Source organism: Roseobacter sp. S87, assembly GCF_055693285.1.
Map to the genome: position 1 here is coordinate 101289 of NZ_JBVFTR010000004.1, position 23429 is coordinate 124717.

Annotated in this window: 24 protein-coding genes and 1 pseudogene; 6 read left to right on the top strand and 19 right to left on the bottom strand. The window is 60.1% G+C overall.

Annotation, left to right across the window (positions count from 1 at the left end):
- The first annotated feature begins 75 nt into the window (after positions 1–75).
- The 3 genes from ACZ1HA_RS01370 to ACZ1HA_RS01380 all read left to right on the top strand — a co-directional run bounded on the left by ACZ1HA_RS01370 (position 76) and on the right by ACZ1HA_RS01380 (position 2695).
- Positions 76–1074: a LysM peptidoglycan-binding domain-containing protein gene (locus ACZ1HA_RS01370; RefSeq protein ID WP_472712574.1), complete on the top strand. Its 999-nt coding sequence runs from the start codon at positions 76–78 to the stop codon at positions 1072–1074.
- Positions 1074–1856, top strand: a complete 783-nt coding sequence (locus tag ACZ1HA_RS01375; RefSeq protein WP_472712575.1) for a substrate-binding periplasmic protein — start codon at positions 1074–1076, stop codon at positions 1854–1856. Before ACZ1HA_RS01370 ends, ACZ1HA_RS01375 begins: the two co-directional genes overlap by 1 nt.
- A gap of 128 nt (positions 1857–1984) precedes the next feature.
- The gene (locus ACZ1HA_RS01380) at positions 1985–2695 is read left to right on the top strand and encodes an alpha/beta fold hydrolase (RefSeq protein WP_436397828.1); all 711 of its coding nucleotides are present in this window, start codon (positions 1985–1987) and stop codon (positions 2693–2695) included.
- Positions 2696–2701: 6 nt separating this feature from the next.
- On the opposite strand, the gene phaZ is transcribed toward ACZ1HA_RS01380, so the two are convergent.
- Positions 2702–3982: a polyhydroxyalkanoate depolymerase gene (phaZ, locus tag ACZ1HA_RS01385; protein ID WP_472712576.1), complete on the bottom strand. Its 1281-nt coding sequence runs from the start codon at positions 3980–3982 to the stop codon at positions 2702–2704.
- A 106-nt stretch (positions 3983–4088) separates the two neighbouring features.
- Here phaZ and ACZ1HA_RS01390 point away from each other — a divergent pair, with 106 nt between their 5' ends.
- The 3 genes from ACZ1HA_RS01390 to phaR all read left to right on the top strand — a co-directional run bounded on the left by ACZ1HA_RS01390 (position 4089) and on the right by phaR (position 7180).
- A complete protein-coding gene (locus tag ACZ1HA_RS01390) occupies positions 4089–5894 on the top strand; it encodes a PHA/PHB synthase family protein (RefSeq protein WP_436397825.1) in 1806 nt (601 codons plus the stop codon).
- A 137-nt stretch (positions 5895–6031) separates the two neighbouring features.
- On the top strand, positions 6032–6475 hold the full coding sequence (locus tag ACZ1HA_RS01395) for a phasin family protein (protein ID WP_375228720.1): 444 nt from the start codon (positions 6032–6034) through the stop codon (positions 6473–6475).
- A 135-nt stretch (positions 6476–6610) separates the two neighbouring features.
- Positions 6611–7180: a polyhydroxyalkanoate synthesis repressor PhaR gene (gene phaR / locus ACZ1HA_RS01400; RefSeq protein ID WP_436397823.1), complete on the top strand. Its 570-nt coding sequence runs from the start codon at positions 6611–6613 to the stop codon at positions 7178–7180.
- 8 nt (positions 7181–7188) lie between these two features.
- On the opposite strand, the gene ACZ1HA_RS01405 is transcribed toward phaR, so the two are convergent.
- The 18 genes and pseudogenes from ACZ1HA_RS01405 to ACZ1HA_RS01490 form a co-directional block, all read right to left on the bottom strand.
- Complete coding sequence (locus tag ACZ1HA_RS01405; RefSeq protein ID WP_472712577.1) at positions 7189–8379, bottom strand: DegT/DnrJ/EryC1/StrS family aminotransferase; 1191 nt, start codon at positions 8377–8379, stop codon at positions 7189–7191.
- Positions 8380–8458: 79 nt separating this feature from the next.
- Positions 8459–9763, bottom strand: coding sequence for an NAD(P)/FAD-dependent oxidoreductase (locus tag ACZ1HA_RS01410; RefSeq protein ID WP_472712578.1), 1305 nt, complete (start codon positions 9761–9763; stop codon positions 8459–8461).
- 6 nt (positions 9764–9769) lie between these two features.
- Positions 9770–11128, bottom strand: a complete 1359-nt coding sequence (locus ACZ1HA_RS01415; RefSeq protein WP_472712579.1) for a glutamine synthetase family protein — start codon at positions 11126–11128, stop codon at positions 9770–9772.
- On the bottom strand, positions 11128–11805 hold the full coding sequence (locus ACZ1HA_RS01420) for a type 1 glutamine amidotransferase (RefSeq protein ID WP_472712580.1): 678 nt from the start codon (positions 11803–11805) through the stop codon (positions 11128–11130). Before ACZ1HA_RS01420 ends, ACZ1HA_RS01415 begins: the two co-directional genes overlap by 1 nt.
- 13 nt (positions 11806–11818) lie before the next feature.
- A pseudogene (locus ACZ1HA_RS01425) lies at positions 11819–13152 on the bottom strand (glutamine synthetase family protein).
- Between the two features lie 126 nt (positions 13153–13278).
- The gene (locus tag ACZ1HA_RS01430; RefSeq protein ID WP_375228715.1) at positions 13279–14085 is read right to left on the bottom strand and encodes an ABC transporter permease; all 807 of its coding nucleotides are present in this window, start codon (positions 14083–14085) and stop codon (positions 13279–13281) included.
- The gene (locus tag ACZ1HA_RS01435) at positions 14082–14966 is read right to left on the bottom strand and encodes an ABC transporter permease (RefSeq protein ID WP_472715262.1); all 885 of its coding nucleotides are present in this window, start codon (positions 14964–14966) and stop codon (positions 14082–14084) included. The genes ACZ1HA_RS01430 and ACZ1HA_RS01435 overlap by 4 nt, the downstream gene beginning before the upstream one ends.
- 74 nt (positions 14967–15040) lie before the next feature.
- Entirely contained in the window at positions 15041–15766 is a 726-nt protein-coding gene (locus ACZ1HA_RS01440) for a transporter substrate-binding domain-containing protein (RefSeq protein ID WP_472712581.1), read from the bottom strand.
- Between the two features lie 35 nt (positions 15767–15801).
- The gene (locus tag ACZ1HA_RS01445) at positions 15802–16578 is read right to left on the bottom strand and encodes an ABC transporter ATP-binding protein (RefSeq protein WP_472712582.1); all 777 of its coding nucleotides are present in this window, start codon (positions 16576–16578) and stop codon (positions 15802–15804) included.
- Between the two features lie 111 nt (positions 16579–16689).
- Complete coding sequence (locus ACZ1HA_RS01450) at positions 16690–17433, bottom strand: phosphate/phosphite/phosphonate ABC transporter substrate-binding protein (protein ID WP_472712583.1); 744 nt, start codon at positions 17431–17433, stop codon at positions 16690–16692.
- Positions 17430–17870, bottom strand: coding sequence for a tellurite resistance TerB family protein (locus ACZ1HA_RS01455; RefSeq protein ID WP_375228711.1), 441 nt, complete (start codon positions 17868–17870; stop codon positions 17430–17432). Before ACZ1HA_RS01455 ends, ACZ1HA_RS01450 begins: the two co-directional genes overlap by 4 nt.
- 38 nt (positions 17871–17908) lie before the next feature.
- Positions 17909–18346 (bottom strand): tellurite resistance TerB family protein, encoded by a 438-nt coding sequence (locus ACZ1HA_RS01460; protein WP_472712584.1) that lies wholly within the window; start codon positions 18344–18346, stop codon positions 17909–17911.
- Positions 18347–18356: 10 nt separating this feature from the next.
- A complete protein-coding gene (locus tag ACZ1HA_RS01465; protein WP_472712585.1) occupies positions 18357–18695 on the bottom strand; it encodes a hypothetical protein in 339 nt (112 codons plus the stop codon).
- Positions 18673–19008, bottom strand: coding sequence for a hypothetical protein (locus ACZ1HA_RS01470; RefSeq protein WP_472712586.1), 336 nt, complete (start codon positions 19006–19008; stop codon positions 18673–18675). Before ACZ1HA_RS01470 ends, ACZ1HA_RS01465 begins: the two co-directional genes overlap by 23 nt.
- Before the next feature lie 47 nt (positions 19009–19055).
- On the bottom strand, positions 19056–19838 hold the full coding sequence (locus ACZ1HA_RS01475) for a 23S rRNA (adenine(2030)-N(6))-methyltransferase RlmJ (protein ID WP_472712587.1): 783 nt from the start codon (positions 19836–19838) through the stop codon (positions 19056–19058).
- A 269-nt stretch (positions 19839–20107) separates the two neighbouring features.
- On the bottom strand, positions 20108–21100 hold the full coding sequence (locus ACZ1HA_RS01480) for an MBL fold metallo-hydrolase (RefSeq protein ID WP_472712588.1): 993 nt from the start codon (positions 21098–21100) through the stop codon (positions 20108–20110).
- A 145-nt stretch (positions 21101–21245) separates the two neighbouring features.
- Positions 21246–22199 (bottom strand): LuxR C-terminal-related transcriptional regulator, encoded by a 954-nt coding sequence (locus tag ACZ1HA_RS01485; protein ID WP_472712589.1) that lies wholly within the window; start codon positions 22197–22199, stop codon positions 21246–21248.
- A 95-nt stretch (positions 22200–22294) separates the two neighbouring features.
- Positions 22295–23428 carry a Gfo/Idh/MocA family protein gene (locus ACZ1HA_RS01490; protein ID WP_472712590.1) on the bottom strand — a complete coding sequence of 378 codons (1134 nt, stop codon included), beginning with the start codon at positions 23426–23428 and terminating at the stop codon, positions 22295–22297.
- Position 23429: the final 1 nt, after the last annotated feature.

Genomic DNA, 23429 nt, shown 5'->3' on the forward strand with positions numbered 1-23429 from the left:
TCACACAACATCCAGGAATATTATTGACGCAGCGGGATGCCGTTGCAGTATGGCCGGATCATTGGGGGGTGATTCATGGTCCGGCTGCTGGCCATAACGTTGTTTGTTGTTTCATTGCAGATGTCGGGGACGATGGTCCGGGCCTGCGAGACGCCGTATACCGTGCGTCCGGGCGACAGCCTGTCGCAGATTGCGGCGCGGGAGTTCCGGAACGCGTTCCTGTGGACGCGGATTTTCGAAGCGAACCGTGAACTGATCGGATCTGATCCGGACCGTATTCTCGCGGGCAGCAGGCTGATCCTTCCCTGCGACGCGGATGGCGACGAAAAAATTGCAGAGGCACCCGGTGCGGAAAGCGATGTCCGCATAGCAGAGCAGGAACCGCCCGCCATCACAGCCCATGCTCTTTTCGAAGTGCCGCCCTTTGTGACGTCGACCCGCCCGAATGGTGGGCTGATCACCGATATCGTGGCGACGGCTTTGCAAAGGGCTTTCCCGGATCGCGCGGAACCGGTTGAACTGCGGAGTCACGGTGGTGATGAAACATCCGCTTCGATCGTTTTTCCTGTGTTTGCGGCAGCCTGCGAGCCTGTGGACGAGACCCGGCGCTGCGGTGACTATTTGCTCACCGCGCCGGTTTTCGAGATGCTTATCAACATGTATGTCCGCACATCTGACCCCGTGCTGGCACATGCTGAAGGCAGACCGGAACCGGCCCGTTTGTGCCGTCCGGCGGGCCTTCCCCCCGTCATTCCGGGACAGGAGGAGATGCTGCGGGCGGATGATGCCGAAGTCTGTTTCGCTGCCCTTATGGCGGGGAACGTGGACGGTGTCGTGCTCAACGAGTTCACCGGACGGCAGACGCTGGCCGGGATGGGGGTCACCCCGGACACGGTGACAGCGGACGCACAGCCGCTCGCGATTACCATGCTGCACGCTGGGGTGCGGGCAGATGCAGAAGGGGCTCTTCAGATAAGGTCAGGTCTTGACGCGGGCCTGTCCGGGATGCGCCGGGACGGAACCTTTCAGGCTTTGCTCAACCGGCATCTCACATATGTCTGGGCGGGGCTGTGATGCGGGGTTTTGCGCTTGCGCTGGCTTTTGCCGGTTGCCTGACGGGTCCGGCCACGGGTGCTGATGTTGCGCTGGTCGCATCTACGGGGCAGGCGCCGTTTGCCGATCCGGAGTGGCCGCGGGCAGGACTTGCCACAGAGATACTGCAGGAGGCCCTTGGACAAAGTCCTGATACGCCACAGCACGACCTGATCTGGCAGGACAGGGAAAGTGCTTACCCGGAGCTTCTTGCGGGCGCTGGTGTCGACATAGGGTTTCCTTGGATTGGCGCTGACTGCAACGGAGCCGGTGCGGTGACGCCGGTCTGCAGGCGCTTTCACTTTTCCGATCCACTTGCCGAAGTCGCTGTCCTGCTTTTTACGACCACTGCTGGAGAGTTCCTTTTCCGGAACCTGTCCGACCTCGATGGCCGGACACTGTGCCGTCCTGCGCGGCACTACGTGAGCGGGCCGTCAGTCGCGGCAGCTTATTCAGTGGTCGAGGCTGAGACCCCCGCTGCGTGCTTTGCACTGCTGACCGCCGGCGATGTGGACGCAGTCGCAATTGATGAGTTTACAGGCGTCCGGCAGCTGTTTGTGCTTGGCCTGACGGAAACCGTGGTGCCATTGCCGCAACCCCTGGAAACGCAGACGCTTCACGCTGTGATTTCCCGTACGCACTGGCGCGGCACGACCCACCTTTACCGCGTCAACGCCGGTCTTGCCCGGTTGCGGGAAACGGGCCGGTACGCCGAAATTCTGGACAGACATCTGACGCTTTACTGGGAAGAGGTCGCTCGCTGATTTTCGCCCTGAGATACATGCAGCCTCTTGCGATATCGCGCTATGCGGGTAGACTCAGATCAGTGAGTATCGGTGCAGGATCCGACAGATGACAGGAACGACCGGTCGCCCGGGGAGGAGACCGCAACATGGCTGAACCGCTGGTTTTGCTGCCCGGAATGATGTGCGACGCGCGGTTGTTCGGGCCTCAGATTGCTGAGCTGTCCGCCGAAATTCCGGTGATGGTCGCGCCCATAACGGGCGGTGAGCGGATCGAGGAGATTGCCTCTTCTCTGCTGGACCAGCTGCCCCAGCGCTTCGCACTTGCTGGGCTGAGTATGGGGGGGATCGTCGCAATGGAATTGCTCCGCCGGGCCCCTGACCGGATCACGCGGATCGCTCTGATGGACACGAACCCCCTTGCGGAAACTCCACAGGTCGCTACCGCGCGAGAGCCACAGATTGTGGCCGCACGATCCGGGCGCATGCTCGATGTGATGCGCGATGAAATGAAACCCAATTACCTGGCGCCCGGACCCTACCGGCAGGCGGTGCTGGACCTGGTCATGGACATGGCCGATGCGCTTGGCCCGGAGGTTTTTGTGCGGCAGTCGCGCGCCCTGCAGCGTCGGCGGGATCAGCAGAAAACGCTGCGGCAGTGCAAAGTGCCCGCGCTTGTGCTGTGTGGGGCGCATGATGTGCTGTGCCCGGTCAAACGGCATGAGTTTATGTCCGAACTGATCCCATCAGCGACCCTGCGCATTCTGGAGCATTCTGGTCACCTGCCACCACTGGAGCAGCCCGCAGAAACCACAGCAGCGCTCCGGGAATGGATGTCGCTGCCGCTTGTGCTGCGCTGAAACCCGTCAGGCTGCTGAGTTTTTGTTCGCAGCTTTGCGGGGTTTGCGTGCAGGTTTCGACGCGTTCGCGTCAATAAAGTCGAGCACCAGGGGCCGGATGTTGCGGCGCCAGCTCTTGCCCGCGAAAATGCCGTAGTGCCCGGCACCTTCCTCCACATGGCTGGCCTTTTTGTCGTCGGGCAGGCCGGTGCAGAGGTCGAGTGCCGCGATGCACTGGCCTGGTGCAGAAATGTCGTCCTTTGACCCCTCGACGGTCTTTACTGCCACGGTCGTGATCTTGCCGATGTCGACCTTTTTGCCGGCGACGGTGAATTCGTTGTTCGCGATTTCACCGTTTTTGAAAATCCGCTCGACAGTCGACAGGTAAAACTCGGCGGTCATATCCATTACCGCGAGGTACTCGTCGTAGAACTTGTTGTGTTTGTCGTGCTCTGCCGCTTCGCCGCGGGCGACCCGCCCGATCTGATCCGTGAAGGCACGGGCATGTGTCTCCAGGTTCATCGAGATGAAGGAATTCAGCTGCAGCAGGCCGGGATAAACCATCCGGCCGACGCCCGGGTACTTAAAGCCGACACGCTGGATCATCATCTCTTCGAGCTGGCCCATGGTGACGCGATGGCCGAAGTCTGTAACGTCGGTCGGCGTTGCGTTCGGATCAATTGGCCCGCCGATCAGCGTCAGGCTGCGGGGCTGGGCGCTGGGATCTTCCTCTGCGAGGTATGCAGTTGCGGCAAGTGTCAGAGGCGCAGGCTGACAGACCGCAATAACATGGGTGTCAGGGCCCATCTCTTTCATGAACTCGACGAGATAGAGCGTGTAATCCTCGATATCGAACTTGCCGGCGCTGACGGGGATGTCGCGCGCGTTGTGCCAGTCGGTGATGTAAATATCGGCGTCCGGCAGCAGGCTGATAACTGTTGAGCGCAGCAATGTTGCGTAGTGACCCGACATCGGCGCAACAAGCAGAACCTTGCGCTTTGGCTCAGGCCGTCCGGGTACGACAAAATGCAGCAGGTCCCCAAAGTCGCGTTCAATTACCGCCTCGGTTGTGACAACATGGTCCTGCCCGTCGTCGCTGGGCACCGGTGGGATGTTCCAGTCCGGTTTTACAATCATGCGCTGAAAAGTGCGCTCTGTGACCTCGCCCCAGGCGCGGGTCCAGGCAATTGCCGGATTTGGTATGAGGGAAAATGCAGGATAGGATGCCATTGCAAGCGCGGATGCGCCCAGCCACTGGTTCGTATTCCGGATCGTTTCCATAAGGTCGTATGTGGCCATATAGCGCATAGGGGTATCCTTCAATCAATCGGGCGCACCAGTACAGACAGCCGCCCCGCCCCCTGAAAGCCAACGACATTATGCTGCAGGTGCAACATACGAGGGAAAGATTAATATGACAACAAAAACTGATATTTCGGACATTCCCGCCGGCGAAACGCTGGAGCGTATGACGCAGAACCTGAAGAAAGTTGAAGAGCTTTCCGAACGGCTGCACCGTGTTATGGCAACAAGGCAGGGACATAATCCCGCGCTGGACGGACCAGGGCAGGATCTGTTTGGACGTGCCGCTCAGTCATACTGGGCCGAGGCGATCAGCAATCCGGCCAAAGTGCTGGAGCATCAGATGACCTACTGGTCCGACACGATGAAACATTTTGTGCAGGCGCAGCAAACGCTGGCAAAAGGCCGGCTTGCCGCACCAGAAGATCCGGGCCCGACAGACCGCCGGTTTTCCAATCCGCTCTGGGACACGCACCCCTATTTCAACTTTGTGAAACAGCAGTATCTGATCAATGCGCAGGCGCTGAACCGAGCGGTGGAGGAAGTTGAGGATCTTGACCCGCTGGAAAAGAACCGTCTGACGTATTTCGCCCGGCAGATCGTGGACATGATGTCGCCTACGAATTTCCTGGCCACCAACCCCGATGCGCTGGAACGGGCGATAGAGACCGACGGCCAAAGCCTCGTGCAGGGGCTGGAAAACCTGATCCGTGATCTGGAGGCTAACAACGGCGAGCTTGTGGTCAAACTGGCGGACGAAGAAGCGTTCGAGCTGGGACGCAACATCGCGACCACACCCGGCAGCGTGGTTTTCCGTAACCGGATGATGGAGCTGATCCAATACACCCCCACAACAGACGAAGTGTATAAAACACCGCTCGTGATCTTCCCGCCGTGGATCAACAAATACTACATCCTTGATCTGAAAGCCCAGAACAGCCTTGTGAAATGGCTGACCGAACAGGGCTATACCGTATTCATGGTGTCCTGGATCAATCCTGATCCGACTTATGCCGACATCGGCATGGAGGATTACATTGAAGACGGCTACCTGACGGCGATCCGCGAAATCAAAGAAATTACCGCTGAAAAACAGGTCAACGCCGTGGGATACTGTATCGCGGGCACGACGCTGTCTCTGACACTGGCGCTGATGAAACAGCGCGGAGACAAATCCGTCAAATCGGCTACGTTCTTCACCGCGCTCACGGATTTCTCAGATCAGGGCGAATTCACGCCATTCCTGACGAACGACTTTATCGACGGGATCGAAGAGGAAATCGCTGACAAGGGTGTGCTGCCTTCGGTGATTATGGCGCGGACGTTCAGCTTTCTGCGCAGCAATGACCTGATTTATTCTCCTGCGATCAAAAGCTACATGATGGGCGAAACGCCGCCCGCATTTGACCTGCTCTACTGGAACGGCGATGGCGCCAACCTGCCGGGAAAAATGGCGATGCAATACCTGCGCGGGCTGTGCCAGCGGAATGAACTGGCCGATGGCGGGTTTGAGCTTCTGGGGCACCGGCTGAAACTGTCGGATGTCACAGTGCCGCTTTGTGCCATCGCATGTGAGACAGACCATATCGCCGCATGGAAAGACAGTTACCGTGGCGTCCGGCAGATGGGGTCGAAGGACAAAACCTTCATCATGACCCAGTCGGGGCATATAGCCGGTATCGTTAATCCGCCCAGCCGTAAAAAATATGGCCACTACACCAACCCTGACCTCAGTCTCGATTATAAGGACTGGCTGGAGGACGCGGATTTCAACGAAGGATCGTGGTGGCCGCGCTGGGAGGCGTGGCTGAAAAAACGGTCAGGCAAGCAGATTCCTGCACGTATTCCGGGTGATTCCAGCCATTCTGTTCTGTGTGAGGCGCCCGGTACTTATGTTGCCGGGAAGGCAACCCTCTGATTCAATTTGCCTTTCTGTCTTTTTGCGGATTTATGCTGCAATGCAGAAAAAAGCCTTGAAATGCTGCGACGCAGCGTCTATCTATGCTGCAGACGCAGAAACGGGGTGGTCCCGCAAGGCGACGAAAGGAATTTGAAATGGCTAAGACAACAGACATGAATGCGATGTTCAAAGACGTTCTGGGCTCCTTCCCGGTGGACACAGCGGCAATGGAAGACGCATTTAAAACAACCGCAACGCTGAACGAGAAACTCTCCGGCGTGGCGCTGACAGCTGCAGAGAAATCCACCGAGATTTCCAGCAAGTGGGCACAGGACACATTCTCCAAGCTGGCTGAAATGTCCAAAGCGAAAAAAGAACCTGCTGACTATGCAAAAGCTATGACAGACTTTGCTTCCGCGTATTCGGAAACAGCTGCAGAGCACATGGCAGCTTTTGCGGAAGTCGCGAAAAAAGCACAGATGGACACCGTCGAGCTGATGATGGCCGCTGGCAAAGACATGAGCGAAGACGCAACAGCCGCAGTCAAGAAAGCCACATCCGAGGCGACTGCAGCAGTGAAAAAAGCAGCTGCTAAGTAAGCGGCACTGATATTTGCGCTGAATCCTCCCTGAAAAAGCGCAAAAATATGGGGCGGGCTGACAACAGCCCGCCCTTTCTTTTGGAAAACGCTGCCCTAAGCTGCAATGCAGCACTGATGTCGGGGGAGAAGACCTGTGGCGGAACAGAACCAACCACTTCTGATCAAGCGTTATGCCAGCCGCCGGCTGTATAACACCGAGACCAGTGACTATGTGACCCTTGAGGATATTGCCGGGTTCATCCGCGAGGGCCGCGAAGTTCAGATTGTTGATCTGAAATCAGGGGACGATCTGACCCGTCAGTATCTGCTGCAGATCATCGCTGAACACGAAAGCCGCGGCGAAAATGTTCTGCCGGTGGACGTGCTCAATGATCTGGTGCGCAGCTACATGACCCCGGGTGCCAGCGTTGTGCCCCAGTTTCTGCAGGCCTCCTTTGAGATGCTGCGTGATGGCCAGAGCCAGATGATGGACAAAATGAACGCAATGAACCCGATGGCGAAAATGCCCGGGTTCGAGCTGATGCAGGCGCAGCAGCAGGCGTTCATGAAGGCCATGACCGGTGGTCTGGGTGGCGCCGGCACAGGGTGGGGCGGGCCTGCGTCCGGCGCTGAGCCGGAAGCTGAAAGCGCCGAAGGTGAAGACCTTGACGCCATCAAAAAGCAGCTGGCCGAGCTTCAGGACAAGCTTTCGCGTCTGAAATAATCTGCGCGCTATGCGACGGCAGCCCCCTCGGGTGACGTGACCTCTTTCATTGCATCGATCAGCACCGATGCGACTGCATCCAGCTCTTCGTAGGTCAGCCGCACGGGCAAACGCACGTCGCAGGCGCGCATGAGCATCCGGCGTGTTTCCGGCAGTTCCGGGAGGTTCTCAATAAACTGCCAGTTCCAGAAAGCGCGTGCGTTATCGGTGCTTTGTCCGAAAACCTGGACCTTCACACCTTTATGGCCTGCAGCTTCGGCGAATGCTGCGATCTGATCCGGTTCAAGCTCCTGTATATTGAACTGAATACTGTCCGGCGCGCGCTCTTCTCCTCGCAGCGGGTCGGGCACATCGAAGTACCGGGCGGCATTCAGGCGGGCGGCAACGAAATCGTGGTTCCGGCGACCATCCGCCACGCGCTGGTCCAGCGCGTCAAGTTGTGGGCGGATCAGCGCGGCAGACATATTGCTGAGGCGCAGGTTGTAGAGAGGCAGCCTGTTCTGCCAGCGCGCAAAGGCATCATGCAGAACCGGGTGCTTTTGCCAGTTATGCTCGTAAGCACCGGACATGATAATCGCGCGCGCAACCAGGTCCGCGTCATCCGTGATCAGAATGCCGCCTTCGCCCGCGTTGATCATCTTGTAGGACTGAAAAGAGAAGCACCCGATCCGCCCGATGGTCCCGATCTTCTGCCCACGCCAGAGAGTGCCGAGAGAATGGGCGGCGTCCTCGATAACCGGTACGCCCGCATCGCCGCACAATGCCATGATCGCATCCATGTCAGAGGTGTGGCCCCGCATATGGCTGACAATGACTGCATCAATTCCTGCCGCGAGGCGGCGCGCGAAATCGTCAATATCAATCCGGTAATCCTCTCCGACTTCGCAGAGCACCGGGACACAGTCCGCATGCACAACCGCCGAAGGAACAGCCGCAAAGGTGAACCCCGGGATCAGCACTTTTGCCCCTTTTGGCAGGTCCAGCGCCTTTAGAGACAGGAACAGCGCAGCAGAGCAGGAAGAGACAGCAAGCGCGAACCGGCTGCCCATCAGTTCGGCAAATTCCGCCTCCAGCAGAGACACCGGTGCATCATTTTCAGCAGTATAGCGGAACAGATCGCCGCTTTGCAGCAGTCGCTCAATCTCGCTTTGGGCGGCCTCGGGGATCGGCTCGGCGGCATGCATATCAGGCAGATTCATTTCGAATTTCCTTAAATTAACCTTTGGAAATTCTAAATCAATGACAGGCCAGCGCCAAGTGACTCTTTTGTAACGGCGGTCAGATGCCGATACGGTCGCGCAGCGCGTACCAGCTCATCGCCAGAACCAGCAGGGGATTCCGCAGAGCGCCACCGCCCGGAAAGGCGGGTGTCGGAATACACCGCATGGTGTCGAACCCGGCGGTGTCCCCTGCAACTGCCCTGGCTATGAGCATGCCCGCGTGGGTCGCTGTTCCGACACCGTGCCCGGAATAGCCCGATGCCGAAAGGACGTTCGGGGCGATCCGCGCAAGATAGGGGAAGCGTTTCATCGTAATCCCAAGCGTACCGCCCCAGGCATAATCCACGCGCACATTTTTCAGATGGGGAAACACAGTTTCCATGGGTTTGCGCACAATCCGCTCGATATCTCCTGGAAATCTGTAACCGTAGGTTTCTCCACCACCGAAAAGCAGGCGGCCATCATGGGACAGCCGGAAATAGTTCACGACGAACCGGCTGTCGGCGATGGCGACATCGCGCGCCAGAACCTGACCGACCTCGTCCCCCAGGGGTTCGGTCGCGACAATGAAATTGTTGATCGGCATGACCCGTGCCGTCACCCCGGGCGCAAGGCCGCTCAGGTACCCGTTGCATCCGAGGATTACGTGATCTGCCGTGACCGTACCGCCATCCGTCTCAACAACGACCGGTGATCCGTGACGTATCTCCGTCACCCGGGCGTTTTCAAAAATTTGCGCTCCTGCCGCTTCTGCGGCCCGCGCGAGGCCCAGGGCGAAAGCCAGTGGATGCAGATGCCCCGCCCCCATATCGAGCATGCCGCCGCAATAATCGGGCGAGGGACATATGGAAGCAAAGCTCTCTGCATCCAGCGCCTCAACCGGCGCATACCCGTAGCGGTCCTGCAGAAAAGCGGTGTATTCTTGCAGCTCAGCCACCTCGGACGCCTGCGAACCGGCCCATGCAACGCCGGGTTTGTAGTGACAGTCGATACTGTGGCGCGTGATCAGTCCACGCACCAGTGCTTTGGCTTCTTCGCCGAGGTCCCAAAGGGCACGTGCAGTCTCCGCGCCCACCATTTTTTCCAGCTTCATCTGATCCACGCGCTGGCCGCTGCCCAGCTGGCCGCCATTGCGGCCCGAGGCGCCAAACCCCGCGCGATGTGCTTCCAGCAGCACAACACTGTGGCCGGTTTCCGCCAGATGCAATGCGGCGGACAGACCGGTGTATCCGCCACCGATCACGCAGACGTCCGCGCGGATCAGACCCGAGAGTGCCGGGCGCGGCGCCGGTGGCGTTACCGTTGCAGCGTACCAGCTGTCCGGGTAGGTGCCCTGGCGATCGTTGGCATAAAGCAGGTCCATACTGCCTCAGACGTTCAGCAGCAGATGTTCCCGTTCCCAGGGGGAGATGACCTGGAGGAACTCGTCATATTCCGCGCGTTTGACGATGGAATAGACGCGGGCGAACTCAGGGCCCAGAACGGCGTGCAACGCCTCTGCCTGCTCAAAAAGATCCAGCGCAGAGCCCAGAACGCGGGGAATGTCACCGTCGCCGTCGTAAGCGTCACCCTTGAATTCCGGGGCAGGCTGTTCAGCGCTGGTCAGGCCAAGGTATCCGCAGGCGAGGCTTGCCGCGATGCCGAGGTAGGGGTTGCAGTCCATCCCGGCCAGCCGGTTTTCAACGCGACGGGCGTCAGGGCCGGACAGCGGAATGCGGATCCCGGTGGTTCTGTTGTCGCGCCCCCATTCCAGGTTGATAGGGGCTGCGTGATCTTTCACGTAGCGCCGGTAACTGTTCACGTAAGGCGCGATGACGGCCAGCGCTTCGGGCATATGCTGCTGCAACCCACCGATAAAGTGATGGAACTCCGGTGTCTCGCCGCCGTCGGCTGCGGAGAAGATATTGCTGCCCGTTCCGGCATCCAGCACGGAATGGTGAATGTGCATGGCGCTGCCCGGTTCATCGGCAATCGGCTTGGCCATAAAGGTCGCAAAACAATCATGGCGCAGGGCAGCCTCGCGGATCAGACGTTTGAAATAGAAAACCTCGTCCGCGAGTTTGATCGGGTCCCCGTGCCGCAGATTGATCTCGAGCTGTCCCGCGCCACCTTCCTGCGTGATCCCGTCGATCTCAAACCCCTGGGCTTCGGCAAAATCATAGATATCGTCGATGACCGGCCCGAATTCGTCCACCGCGGTCATCGAATAGGCCTGGCGCGCCGCCGCTGGCCGGCCCGACCGTCCGAGCATCGGTTTGATGTCATGCGCCGGGTCCAGATTGCGCGCAACGAGAAAGAACTCCATCTCGGGGGCCACGACCGGCTCCCAGCCTTTGTCGCGGTAAAGCTGGCACACCCGTTTCAGCACATTGCGCGGGCTGAAGGGCACTGCATTGCCGTCGCGGTCGTAGGCGTCGTGGATGACCTGCAGTGTCCAGTCCCCGGTCCAGGGCGCGGCAGATGCAGTGTCCATGTCCGGTTTGAGAAGCATGTCCTTTTCGATGAACCCGTCCTCGCCTGCGGCCTCTCCCCAGTCGCCAGTGATGGTCTGATAAAAGATGCTGTCGGGCAGATAAAAATAGTCCTGCCGCGCGAACTTGGAGGCGGGCACAGCTTTGCCCCGCGCAATCCCCGGCAGATCAGAGATGATGCATTCCACCTCATCCAGACGGCGACCTGACAGGTAGTCCTGTGCCGCCTGCGTGAGTTTCTCTGTCCAGTCGGCCATCAGGCCCTCTCTTTCATGAAAAATTCGGCCATCGTCCGGGCCACTTCCATTCGGTCGGTTGGCGCATCCAGCCTGTCGCGGGCTGCCTCCAGCAGAGGATCAGGCACCACACCGCGTCCGCGTGAGCTGATCAGACCGTCGATAAAGTCTGAATCGTATTCAGGATGCGGCTGGATCGTCCAGATCCGATCGCCATAAACCAGTCCTGCGTTCTCACAGAAATCGGTGCTGGCGAAAACCTCTGCGCTGCCGGGCCGTTGCGTGACCTGATCCTGGTGCCAGGCATTGATTGCTACCTTCCGCCCGCCCATGTCGTATTCCGTGCGCCCGACAGACCAGCCGCCTGCGAACTTCTCCACCTGGCCTCCCAGGGCCTGCGCGATGATCTGATGGCCGAAACAGACGCCGATCATGGGAACCCCAACTTCAAAAGCACGGCGGATGAAATCCTCAAGCGGCGGGATCCAGTCGTGTTGTTCATAGGCGCCGTGACGTGATCCGGTGATCAGCCATCCGTCCGCCGCCTCTACGCCTGGCGGGAACTCACCATCCACCACGGCCCAGCCCTCGAATTCGAACCCGTTGCCGTCCAGCAGGCGCTCGAAATAGGCGTCATACCGGCCGTTGCCGGCCAGACTGTCGGGCGGGTGCCCCGTCATCAGGATACCAATTTTCATACCTTACCTCTTCTCAGACCGTGTCGAGATAGATGTTCACCTGCTCGGCCGGTGTCAGGTCCTGCATATAATGCAGTTCCTGGCGTTTCGTCAGCACAAGGTTTCTGATCAGCTCGGGGGTAAAAATGCGGGCGATCCCGGGGCTGTTTTCAAAGGCGTCGATGGCGTCTTTCCAGGTCCCGGGGATCTGCGGCAGATCGGCGTCATAGGCATTGCCAGTGATCGGCGCGGGTGGCTCCGCGGCATCCTCAATACCATTGATGGCGGCGCCCAGAACGGCGGCGAGCATCAGATAGGGGTTCACATCACCTCCCGCGACCCGGTGTTCGATCCGCCGGGCTTTTGGGCTGCCGGAGGGGATGCGGATGGCGGATGTGCGGTTTTCATAGGCCCAGCTGATACCCGTGGGCGCATGACTGCCCGGCACCATGCGGTCAAAGCTGTTGGCATGCGGGGCAAAGATCAGCGCCGAACCCGGCATTGCCGACAGGCAACCGGCAACTGCATGGCGCAGCATGTCTGTGCCGTTTTCCGCCCCGTTGTCGAAGATATTGTTGCCGTCCGCGTCCAGTACCGAAAAGTGCACATGCAATCCGGACCCAGCGTAGTCCTCATAGGGTTTGGCCATGAAGCTGGCGGCAAACCCATGCTTGCGGGCCATGCCCTTGACCAGCATCTTGAACAGCCAGGCGTCATCTGCGGTGCGCAGCGCGTCATCGCAGTGCATCAGATTGATCTCAAACTGCCCCAGCCCGGATTCCGAGATGGCAGTATCCGCCGGAATATCCATCTCTTCGCAGGCATCGTAGAGGTCGGTGAAAAATCTGTCGAACTGATCCAGCGCCCGCAGGCTCAGGATTTCACCCGCGACGCGCCGTTTGCCGGAACGGGGCGAGGGGGCACCTGCAGGTTGCGGCCTGAATCGTCGATCAGAAAAAACTCCAGCTCTACCGCGCAGACGGGGGTCAGACCACGGTCACTGTAGCGTTTGAGAACACGGGCCAGCGCGTGTCGGGGGTCGCCGTCGAACGGGCGGCCATCCTCATGGAACATCCAGATCGGCAACAGAGCGGACGGTGTTTCCAGCCAGGGCATCGGCAGAAAACCACGTGCGGTCGGTTTCAGAACACCATCCCTGTCGCCCGTTTCATAAACCAGCGGACTGTCGTCGATATCCTCTCCCCAGATGTCGAGGTTGAGGGCGGACATCGGAAAACGCGTGCCATCCTCGAATACTTTGTCGGCAAACCGTGTCGGTATACGTTTGCCCCGCGCCTGGCCGTTCAGGTCAGAGGCCGCAACGCGGATCGTGCGGAAATGGGGGTTATTGCGAAGCCAGTCTTTCATAATTCACCAGGTTTTCAGCCACGCGACGCGAGCTGCGCCCTTGATGCCCGTTTCCCGTCAGGACTGCCAGCAAAATTTGATCAAATTATCCGGTGCACGCTGAAAGTGCTGAACAAACCAGCGGGATCAGCGGATCAGATTGGGCCGGATGCGCAGTTTTTTCTGTGCGTTCTGAGGCAGATGCCGGTTGAGCCGCGCGTTCACGACGCCAAAGAGGCCCACAACAATCAGCGTCAGGATGATGAAATACATCGCCAGGATCGGGTAGGGGATGAACGGATTGAAAGTTTTATCAGCGAAGTAGTTCGCGTAATAGAGCGCGTCCCCGCGCTGCTGCCATGCGGGAAAGCCCGAGAAAAACACGAGGGCTGTGGCGTGGAACAGAAAGATCGCCTCGTTTGTATAAGCCGGCCAGGCGAGCCGCAGCATCGTGGGCCATACGACGCGCCGGAACCGTGGCCACCCGGTCATGCCATAGGCGTCTGCCGCTTCTGTATCGCCTTTGGGGATAGACAGCAGAGCGCCGTAAAAAATCTCGCCTGAATATGCGGCCGTGTTGAGAAACAGAACGATCAGTGCCCCCAGCCAGGCCGCTGTGAAAGGGTCAAAGAACGGGTGCACGCCCTTGAGGCTGAGGAACAGAAAGTAGCCAAAGAAGAACTGGATAAAGAGTGGCGAGCCACGAAAGATAAAGATGAACCATTCCGCCGGCTTGCGCAGCATCCTGTTCGGGGATGCCTTACCCAGAGCCAGTGCTGTTGCCAGGAAAAACCCGAATGTCAGGGCGATGATCCCAAAATAGATGTTCCAGATCATGCCGGAGCCGATCAGCGTGAACTGCTGGCACAGCGTGAAATCCTCGCGCGGCAGCAACCGTTCGCCAATGCCGACAGAGCGGAGCGCATAGGCCTGGATTGTTTCCCAGCAACTCATGCGGCGGCCTTTCGCTGGGCTTCACCACCGGCGGTGGCCTGGCCATGCGTGAGTCGTTTCATCAGACGATCCAGGGCGATCTCGGAGATACGCGTGAAGATCAGGTAGAACACCAGCAGCGCAAGGAAGTACCACATGCGCCAGTCACCATGCGGATAATCCGTGAACCGCGATGTCTTGGTGCCACCCAGTTCACGGGCCCAGTAGACGATGTCTTCGACGCCCAGCAGAAACAGCAGCGGCGTTGCCTTGATCAGCACCATCCAGAGGTTGCTGAGCCCAGGCAGGGCATAGACCCACATCTGTGGGACCAGCACCCGCCAGAAGGTCTGGCGCGGGGTCATGCCGTAGGCTTCGGCGGTTTCCAGCTGCGCGCGCGGCACGGCCCGCATCGCACCGAAAAGCACATTGGCGGCAAAAGCACCAAAAACGATGGCAAAAGTCAGAACGGCCAGCGCAAACCCATAGGTTTCATGCACCCATTGCGGGGCGTCCCCCAGCGGCATCTTGGCGGCCTGACAGACGACAAAATCATTGCCCTGACGGATCGGTTCGGACCAGTCGCGACAAAGCGCCTTGTGGCGCAGGTACTCGATCCCCTGATCCAGCGCGATCACGAAAAACAGAAAGAATGCGATGTCAGGCACACCGCGCACAATGGCAATATAGGATTTTCCGAACCACCGCAGAGGGGCCAGGGGCGAGCGGGCCGCCGTGGCACCGCCAAAGCCAAATGCCAGTGCGACAGGCGCAGTGATTCCGAGCAGCAACAGCACGGTCAGCACCGACCAGTAGATCGACATGTGTTTTCCGGTCGTCAGATAGCAGGCCATCCATGACCAGTCCGACAACACGCTGGGATCTGTGCAGAAACTGAAAATCTCGGGCCTCGCAGGGTGGACTGTCCCGGAAAGAGAAGCAGGGGCGGCCCGGAGGCGCCCCTGCAGTCAGCGGATCAGAATGCGCCGCCGATTTCCCATTTGGTGAGCAGTGCGTTGAGCGAACCATCGTCCTTCATGGACTGAATGGCCGCATCAAATTTGCCGCGCAGCTCGCCGTCGCTTTCGCGCAGACCCATGCCGACGCCGCCACCGATCAGCTCTTCCTGCTCCAGGAACACCAGATCCGCGTCATCCGCTTCGATGGGCGCGAGGAACGCTTTGTCCGCCAGAACCGCATCCGCTTCGCCGTTTTTCACAGCTGCGATGGTTTCTTCAGGCGTTGCAAACTCGACCAGTGTCGCACCGCTGTCAGCGATGAAAGCCGCCTGGATGGTGTTGGTCTGAGCCGCGATCACGCCACCGGAAATATCTGCGTCCGCAGAGAGTGCCAGATAGGCAGAAGGATCAGGCAGTGTGTAGTTCTGTGTGAAATCAATGACTTCGTCACGCTCGTCGGTGATCGACATGCCCGCGATGATGGTGTCATAGTTGCCGGACACGAGGTTGGGGATGATGCTGTCCCATTCGTTGGTGACCCACTCGCATGTCAGTTCCGCGCGGGCGCAGAGCTCGTCGCCCAGCTCGCGCTCAAAACCGTCGACCTCACCGGCGTCATTGATGAAGTTGTAGGGAGGGTAGGCGCCCTCTGTGCCCATACGCACGGTTTTCGCATGGCCGTCTGCCAGCGCCATACCGGCGGTCAGCGCAACGGCGGCTGTCGTCAGGATAAGTTTTTTCATTTGGTGATACTCCCGTTTCTTTTTTCTTGATGGGGTTACGCTGCCTGGGTTGCCGAGAGGAAACCCCGCAGACGTTCTGAGGAGGGCGCGCCGAACAGCTGTTTGGGCGGGCCCTGTTCTTCGATCAGGCCCTGATGCAGAAAGACCACGTGGTCGGACACATCGGCGGCCAGTTTCATATCGTGGGTCACGATGATCATGGTGCGGCCTTCGGCGGCCAGGTCCTTGATCACGCGCACAACTTCCTGTTCCAGTTCCGGGTCGAGCGCTGAGGTCGGTTCGTCAAAAAGCAGCGCTTCGGGTTCCATGCACAGGCCGCGTGCAATGGCGGCGCGCTGTTGCTGGCCGCCCGAAAGCTGCGCGGGATAGACGTCACATTTGTCGCCGATCCCGACCTTGTCGAGATATCCGCGCGCAGCCTTTTCGACTTCAGCGCGGTCGCATTTCAGCACGGTAACCGGTGCTTCCATGACGTTCTGCAGGATGGTCATATGAGCCCAGAGGTTGAACTGCTGGAACACCATGCTGAGGTTCGTTCGGATGCGCAGCACCTGGCCTGCATCCGCGGGGCGGCGGTTATGACCCTCTCCCTTCCAGCTCACGGGTTCGCCTTTGAACAGGATCTCGCCCTGCTGGCTGTCCTCCAGCAGGTTGCAGCAACGCAAAAGCGTGGATTTGCCCGATCCTGACGACCCGATCAGCGAGATGACATGTCCCTTCGGGGCCGTGATATCGACGCCTTTCAGAACCTCCAGCGCGCCATAGGCTTTGTGCAGGTTTCTGATTTCAATAACCGGGGCTTGCGTCGTCAACGGAACAGGTCTCTGGATTGTTTCAGTGCGGTATAAGGGGCCAAAACGCCGCTGTTTGCAACGCGGAAAGCACATCTGCTGCGTTGCCGGTGCCGAAATCTGCGCCGGTGATCAGTCCTGAGGCGGCAGCGGTTCTGCGAGATAATCCGCCGCGGGTATCTGCACGATATCGCGGATCATCAGGCACTCACGCTCTGCATCCGTGAGCCGGGACAGCGCAGTCCGGCAGGCGGCGAGCAGTTTTCCTGCATCACGCCCTGCCGCTGAAATGAACGGCAGGCCCGGCGTCGGACGTGTGACAGCGATGATGCGAAGGTCATCGACCGCTTGCGTGTCGCGCACCAGAAGCGACCAGGTGACCGCATCAACAGCGGCGATGTCGGCATCACCGCGCGCCACCGCTGCGAGTGAGGCTGCATGCGAACCGGTGTCGATGGTTCTGCCGGCGAAGCTGAATCCGATATTGTTTTCAGACAGATGAGCTTCCGCAGCGGCCCAGCCGGACTGGGACCGGATGTCATTGCGGGCCAGTGTGCTTTCGGAAAAGTCGCGCAGGTCTTTGCGTTTGTCGCTGATCCGCACGACCAGCACGGAACAGTAGTACCCCTCAGGGCATCCCGGAACGCCATAGTCGGGTGTGCCCACGAGGGTCACGTGGTCGTACAGCCCGCTGCGGAAAGGCAGGCCGCAGGTCTGGGACAGAACGAGGCCCGGATCCCGCCAGGTTTCGTGCGGATCAGTTGCACGGTCGAGCTCTTCAGGACCCTCACCGTATTCGGCCCGTATCAGCGCCCAGAAGCGGTCATTGGCAGCGGAGGTCGCTGCCGTGTCATACATGGGCAGGCTGGCTGTCATCGCCGGGCGTCGACCGCCTGGCGGGCCAGAGCCGAATCACGGTCGCTGATGCCGAGGAAGCTGCTGACCATGCGCACCAGGGCATCTTCTTCCTGCGCGCGCTCGCCATCGGCCAGAACCACGTCCCACAGTGCCTCCAGCACGGCCAGGCGTTCCTCGTAAGGCACCGCATCCTTGATCGCACGGGTGAACCGTACGGTGTCGGGCGCTTCGGCCTCAAGGTTTTCTGCTTCACGGCGCAGGGCATCAGTGGCACCCGGGCCGAGGTTGTACCGGCGCGCGTTGATCGCATCGATGCGCTTTTTCTCGCCGTCGCTGTAATGATTGTCCGCACGGGCAACCCGCACAAGCAGCGCGGTGAGTGCCAGACGCGCGTCCTCGTCGGGTAGGGCTTCGGGTTCGGGCTGTGTCAGCCGTCTGAGCAATTCTCCAAACATATCCGCGATATAATCTCTTTGTGTGGCCTCTGCCAGCGTCAGTTTCCGCGCAGGGCGTTTTCCCGTGCGGCAGCGATATCAGCATCCGTCAGACCGAGCGCTGTTTCGATTTCCGTCAGCTGTGATTCCTCGCTGTCATCACGCTCACCGTCTGCCAGCGCCACTGACCACATGGCATCCGCAAGCGCCTTGCGGTCAGCGTATTCGACCTCGTTGCGTAGGATTTCCGCAAACTCGGGCGTTCCGGGGGCGTGGCGTTCCAGGGCTTCGCAGGTTGCGCGCAGTTTGGCAGCCTCAAGCGGTTTCAGGCCGAAAGTGGCGGACAGAATACGGTCAATCTGACCGACTTCTGACGCCTGGTAATTGTGATCGGCCATTGCGACCCGCACCAGCAGCGCGCCGAGTGCGAGCTGTGCATCCGGTTGCGGCAGCGGGTCCTGGGCGCGTTTCTGGCGGGGGAACAATCGTTCGAACATTGCGGTCTTTCTAGCTCAGATCGGGGGCGCGCCCGAAGCGGATGTTATCGATGGCGAGGCCCTGGGGGTCGGTGTTGGTGATCAGCACACCGGCGATATCACCGGTGGCATCGCGACGGGCAAATCCAAAGGCATGTTCACCCGCGGGCGGCAGGTTGAGTACGTGGATCACGGACCCGTTGCGGTTGAGGAAGCTGACCTGTGCCTTGCCCGCTTCGCCGCCGCGCAGCTGAAAGGCAATGGCGGACTGATCCTCGTCAAAGAGGAAGGCCATCGCTCCTTCGCCCTGGGCATGACGTTTGGGAAAACCAGCGGCGCCATAGCCGTTAAGTACATTGTTTCCCTGCATAAAAACGACCGACAGGTTCTGGCACTGGGGCACCGGCGACCACCGTGAGGGGCGACAGAACCTCGCCGGAGACCACATCATGATCGCCTTCGGCACTGACGAGCTGCCCCGCAAACCGTTCGCCGAACACAGCGCCGGGCAGCACGAGCAGGTCTGATACCTGCCAGCCGGGGCCGTTACTGCTTTGAGTGTCCTCGAAGGTGATCACGCGGGTGAGCGCCAGGCTGTCCGGATCCACCAGACACACCGGGTCCTCGCAGGCCAGCGCAGCCGGTGCGAGCAGAAACATCAACAGGGCAGGGGCATACCGCATGGGCATATCCTGCCATGACATGGAAACGGGTCAACGGTTTTTGCGTGTCAGCCCGCCAGATCGGCAAAATGTGATGCCAGCCGTGCCGCTTCATCGTGCAGGCCCCAGGGCGGGTTGATCACGAAAAACCCCGATCCGACCATCCCGTGACCGGGCCGTGCCGGCGGAAATCGCACCTCGTGGCAGAATGCGTCCGCATGTTCGGCGCGCAGGCGACGCACCATGGCACGCTCGGCCCCTGAGGTCAGAACAGGGTACCACAGACAGATCACGCCCACATTCCAGGCTTTGTGCCAGCGCGCAATATGGCGGGGTATGTCGTTGAAATCGCTTTTGATCTCGTAGCTGGGATCAATCAGCAGCACGCCGCGGCGCGGGGTGGGCGGCAGCAGGGAATGCGCCAGATCAAACCCGTCCTGGTGATGACATTTGGCTTTGTATCCCCGCAGGGACAGGCGCAGCGCCTCATGCTCTGCGGGATGCAGTTCGGCCAGATGCAGCCGGTCCTGTGCGCGCAGCATGGTGCAGGCGATCAACGGCGAACCGGGGTAGCTTTCCGGGCCATTGGCCGCCCGGATGCGGGCAAGTGCGGTGCTGTAGGGGTGGTCATCTGCAAAGAACCCGGCAGCGCGGGTGATACCACGCGCGGCCTCACCGGTGCGGGTTGCAGCCTCGCTGCTCAGGTCATAGAGCGCGCGTCCGGCGTGGGTCTCAATGTAGCTGAGAGGCTTATCCTTGGCCGTCAGATAAGCCAGAATCCAGGCCAGAAGCCCGTGCTTGTGCACGTCCGCGAGATTGCCCGCGTGATACATATGCTGGTAGCTGAGCATCCCCCTGACATGCCCTTAATGGAGCGCGCGCGCAACACCCTGCTGGCCAATGGGGCCCCGGGACGGGCAGGAGGCCCGAAGATCCTGAAAAGACGGGGGAAACCGGCATCGGTATCACGTCGGTTAAACGTCGGTATTACGTCGGTGTTTTAGTCGGTGCGCGCGGAACCCGGGCGGGTAACAGAGCGCGCGGTTTGTAAAAGTTGCTTGATTGTAAACGCCCGGCGGCGCGTCTGCATGCCGCCGGGCCGGGGAGAGGCCGCCTTTGGTCAGGCGGTCTGAGCGTGGTTGCCGAAGTAGAGGAATTCACGGTCCATCCCGGCGATTTCGCCTGCCTCCAGCGACAGGCTGGCGCTGTCGAGCATGCGGTAGCTTTGCTGGGCAGTGACCCATTCGTTCGCATCCTGCAGCGTGGTCAGCGTGTAGCTGGTGGTTTCGCTGAGGTAGTGCGTCGGGATGATCACCTTTGGCTTGAGCCGCGAGACAATGTCATTGCCCTGCTTGTAGTCGAGAATGTGCTGCGAGCCGTCGACGGGCAGGGTCAGAACATCCACCTGACCGATGGCATCCCAGAACTCCTGCGGCGGATTGTGCCGGTTATCGCCCCAGATCAGCGTGCGGATGCCGCCGGTTTCCACAAGGTAGACCACCATGTCCATGTGGCTGACGTTATCGGGGGGGCAGGCGTTGACACCGAATTCCCCCAGCGCATTTGTCCAGTTGTACCAGCCCGGCGCACGACAGACGTGTTTGTCAGCAAACCCGGTGATTTTGATGTCCGCAAACTCGAAATTGCCGACCATGCGGTCGAGGACCATGGTCGAGATGGGGCGGTGGATCGCGTCGTGGTCAAAATGGGTATGCGTGGACAGGCAGATGTCCACCGGTGTTTCCGGGAATTCGTTTTTGAACCAGAGACCCCAGGCGCCCGAGGGGTCATCCCGCCAGGGGTCAAACATCAGCGTCGCACCACCGGGCGAGGTGATTTTGATGGCACAATGGCCGTAGAAATCGATGCCCACGGCACCGGCCACGGATGAACCGGTGGTTTTCTGCAGTTCGATCACGCCGTTGTTGTTGCCGGGCTGGGTCCAGTCGGTCGACTGTGCCGTGGCGCTTGTGGTGCTGAGCAGGCTGGCGGCACCACCGACGCCTGCGGCACCCGCGGCCATGAAAAAGGAACGGCGCGAGAGGCCGGGGGCAAGATCATCGGTTGTTCCGTTGATCAGTGTGGGCGTCAGATTGAGGTCTTTTTTGTCCATGTTTTTCATCCCTGTAGGTCGTGGATCTGACCGAAGTGTCAGACGTGGGGATGTTAACAACGCCTGGTTGCAGGTATGGCATTAGAAAAACCGGGGGAAAACATGGGGTCGGCCCCATTGTTTTGTCCCGGGTTTTGTCACGGGGTCAGCGCATGGACAGCAGAAGGCTGCGCAGGTTCCGGCCGCTGTTGCGCAGCCCCAGTTTCGCGCGGATGTTATTGCGGTGAAATTCCACCGTGCTGTGGCCGCGTGAGAGCGTGCGGGCGATGTCTTTGGTGGAATGCCCGCGCATGATCATCTGGGCCACTTCGCGTTCCGCGGGCGTCAGTTTTTCCATGGTTGTCATCAGCTGGCCACTGACGCTGGTGGTGATGGCGTTGAGCTGCTCTTCGATCATGTCGAGACTGGCCGTGCCCACCGGATCATCGCCCAGCCGGATGCGCAGGCGGGACATATGCGGCAGCACCAGGCCCTTGATCTGGCGCAGCAGTTTCAGGTCGTATTCCTCGCGAGCCTTTTCGAGGCTGCCCAGCAGTACGCGCAGGGCGGTGTTGGCCTCTTCGAGATCAGCGGTGCGGCGCGTGACCCTTTGTTCCAGCTCGTCCAGCGTGGTCTGCAATTCCGCCTCCAGTGCCGTGCGCCGGGAGATTTCGGTAAAGAGTTCCAGATCGGATTCGATCACGCCCGCGAATTCCTTCAGGCCCTCACGGAACAGGGTGGCCCGCCGGTTGCGCCGTGAATCAAGCACGCAGATTGTTCCGAAGACCGCGCCATCGGGCCATTTCAGCGGGTAGCCGATGTAAAAGGACATCCCGTGTTCCATGTCGTCGTTATCCGCCCAGTCCGGATCACAGGTGGCGTCCTCGACAAAGAGCTCCCCGTCGTTCTGCAGCACGCCGTAGCAGTAGAGCTTTTCGTTCAGGGTGAAACGGCATCCGACCTGGTAGGGGTTGTTTTCGCTCTGGCTGGTGACGAATACCGAATGATGCGGCGCATCGGTGCGCATCACGAGACTGGCGGGCACCTCAGCCACCCGCGCAATCAGGTCAACGATGCGCTGCCATTTCTCGACGGTTTTCTGTGGTATCTGCGGTTTCAACGATGTCCTTCAGACCGGCACCCCCGGTGCGGGGAAGCATAGGGCCGCCACGCCCCTGCGGGCAAGCCGGTTTGGCGCCGGGCGCTGCGGCGCTGTCAGCGCAGCAGCGCCCGGGCGTCCTCCGCTGACAGGGGCGCCGGCCTTTCGCAGGTTGTGGTCATTTCGAGGCAGCTGCGCGTCTGAGCGGACTGCAGGATTTTGTTCATGACCTCGACCACATGGGTCGCAAGCTCAAGGCTGCAGCGGTGCGGTCTGTCCTCATGAATGGCAGCGGCCATGTCCGCCAGCCCGGCACAGCGGTAATTGGCGCGCGGAATGTTGCCGCCATGGGTCTCATTGGGAACAGAGAAAGGGTGGTCGTCGTGGTCCAGCGTTTCGGTATCAGCCCCCTGGCCGGTGATCAGGACATTGCCGCCAAAGAAGTTCGGGTCGGGCACATAAAGCGAGCCCGTGGTGCCGTAAAGTTCCATGTTCTCATGGCGGTGTGCCCAGACATCCCAGCTTGCACCAAAGGTGATCACAGCCCCGTTCTGAAACTCCAGCACGGCGTGGATGTTGGTGGGCGTGTCGACGGGGATTTCCTCGCCCTCGCGCGGGCCGTTGCCGATGACGCGGGTGGCAAAGCTGGTGGAGGCCATGGCGGTCACGGCGCTGACCGGGCCTGCCAGCTGCACCAGGTTCGAGATGTAGTAGGGGCCCAGATCGAGGATCGGCCCGCCGCCGGGCTGAAAGAAGAAATCCGGGTTCGGGTGCCAGGCCTCCATCCCGTGGGACATTACATGACAGGTGCCGCCGACAACCTGACCCACCTGTCCGGCGTCGAGCGCTGCCCGCGCGGTCTGATGCGCGCCACCCAGAAAGGTATCCGGCGCAGAGCCCACCCGCAGGCCTTTTTCAGCGGCAAGCTGACGGAGCGTTTCACCCTCTTCGAGCGTCAGCACGAAGGGTTTTTCCGAATAGGCGTGTTTGCCGTGCTCCAGGATCTGCTTTGTCACGGCGAAATGAGCGTTCGGCACGGTCAGGTTGATAACGATGTCGATGTCCCCTGCGGCCAGAAGGCCCTCGACCGTTTCGGCGCGGACGCCGAATTCCTGCGCACGAGCCTCTGCGGCGTCCGGGTTGAGATCCGCAACCGCCCGGATGTCCAGATGCCTGAACTGCCCCGCGAGCCTCAGATAGGCGGCCGAAATAATGCCGCAGCCGATAATACCGACACCGAATTCCTGCATG

Bases quoted from the DNA above. Each gene is read 5' to 3' on its own strand.
- ACZ1HA_RS01415 (WP_472712579.1), bottom strand. From the start codon at position 11,128: ATGGCCGACTGGACAGAGAAACTCACGCAGGCGGCACAGGACTACCTG.
- ACZ1HA_RS01370 (WP_472712574.1), top strand. From the start codon at position 76: ATGGTCCGGCTGCTGGCCATAACGTTGTTTGTTGTTTCATTGCAGATG.
- ACZ1HA_RS01405 (WP_472712577.1), bottom strand. From the start codon at position 8,379: ATGAATCTGCCTGATATGCATGCCGCCGAGCCGATCCCCGAGGCCGCC.
- ACZ1HA_RS01430 (WP_375228715.1), bottom strand. From the start codon at position 14,085: ATGAGTTGCTGGGAAACAATCCAGGCCTATGCGCTCCGCTCTGTCGGC.
- phaZ (WP_472712576.1), bottom strand. From the start codon at position 3,982: ATGCGCTATATGGCCACATACGACCTTATGGAAACGATCCGGAATACG.
- ACZ1HA_RS01395 (WP_375228720.1), top strand. From the start codon at position 6,032: ATGGCTAAGACAACAGACATGAATGCGATGTTCAAAGACGTTCTGGGC.
- ACZ1HA_RS01455 (WP_375228711.1), bottom strand. From the start codon at position 17,870: ATGTTTGGAGAATTGCTCAGACGGCTGACACAGCCCGAACCCGAAGCC.
- ACZ1HA_RS01380 (WP_436397828.1), top strand. From the start codon at position 1,985: ATGGCTGAACCGCTGGTTTTGCTGCCCGGAATGATGTGCGACGCGCGG.
- ACZ1HA_RS01375 (WP_472712575.1), top strand. From the start codon at position 1,074: ATGCGGGGTTTTGCGCTTGCGCTGGCTTTTGCCGGTTGCCTGACGGGT.
- ACZ1HA_RS01465 (WP_472712585.1), bottom strand. From the start codon at position 18,695: ATGCAGGGAAACAATGTACTTAACGGCTATGGCGCCGCTGGTTTTCCC.
- ACZ1HA_RS01420 (WP_472712580.1), bottom strand. From the start codon at position 11,805: ATGAAAATTGGTATCCTGATGACGGGGCACCCGCCCGACAGTCTGGCC.
- ACZ1HA_RS01390 (WP_436397825.1), top strand. From the start codon at position 4,089: ATGACAACAAAAACTGATATTTCGGACATTCCCGCCGGCGAAACGCTG.
- ACZ1HA_RS01490 (WP_472712590.1), bottom strand. From the start codon at position 23,428: ATGCAGGAATTCGGTGTCGGTATTATCGGCTGCGGCATTATTTCGGCC.
- ACZ1HA_RS01410 (WP_472712578.1), bottom strand. From the start codon at position 9,763: ATGGACCTGCTTTATGCCAACGATCGCCAGGGCACCTACCCGGACAGC.
- ACZ1HA_RS01440 (WP_472712581.1), bottom strand. From the start codon at position 15,766: ATGAAAAAACTTATCCTGACGACAGCCGCCGTTGCGCTGACCGCCGGT.
- ACZ1HA_RS01475 (WP_472712587.1), bottom strand. From the start codon at position 19,838: ATGCTCAGCTACCAGCATATGTATCACGCGGGCAATCTCGCGGACGTG.
- ACZ1HA_RS01450 (WP_472712583.1), bottom strand. From the start codon at position 17,433: ATGACAGCCAGCCTGCCCATGTATGACACGGCAGCGACCTCCGCTGCC.
- ACZ1HA_RS01480 (WP_472712588.1), bottom strand. From the start codon at position 21,100: ATGGACAAAAAAGACCTCAATCTGACGCCCACACTGATCAACGGAACA.
- ACZ1HA_RS01470 (WP_472712586.1), bottom strand. From the start codon at position 19,008: ATGCGGTATGCCCCTGCCCTGTTGATGTTTCTGCTCGCACCGGCTGCG.
- ACZ1HA_RS01460 (WP_472712584.1), bottom strand. From the start codon at position 18,346: ATGTTCGAACGATTGTTCCCCCGCCAGAAACGCGCCCAGGACCCGCTG.